The following is a 444-nucleotide window of genomic DNA, read 5'->3' on the forward strand; positions in this document are numbered from 1 at the left end:
ACATCATTGGGGTCTTTGTGGTTTAGCAAGCGTTTAAGTGCGTAAGCCGAAATGTCTAAGCTTTCGGCAATGGTGATAAAGGTTCTGCGTAGGTCGTGAATCGTAAACTTGATCCCACTTAGATCGCAAACACGTTTTACCGCTGTTCTAGGCTCCTTGAGATGTGAGTCATGCAAGGGGCTAGGGAATACCCATTCATTGCGCTTGTTTGCCTTAAGTATTTTGAGAGTATCATAAATCGCTTCGGTAATCGGTAGCGTGTGAGGGCGATTGTTCTTTGTATCAGGGATGGTAAAAGACAATCCCTTAATATCGACATCTTGCCAGCGCAGTTGCGCCGCTTCGGTTAACCGCAAGCCTGTTAATAGTACAAAGTGAAGATAAGCCCTAGTGACTGGCTGATTGAGTTGCAAGGTCGCTTTATACCAAGCATTTAACTCATGT

Annotated in this window: 1 protein-coding gene; it reads right to left on the reverse strand. The window is 44.8% G+C overall.

Annotated elements, in window-relative coordinates:
• On the reverse strand, positions 1 to 444 hold a 444-nt coding region (locus A3751_RS00290; RefSeq protein ID WP_156492134.1), incomplete at both ends, for a tyrosine-type recombinase/integrase.

It is taken from the genome of Oleiphilus sp. HI0080, from assembly GCF_001635135.1.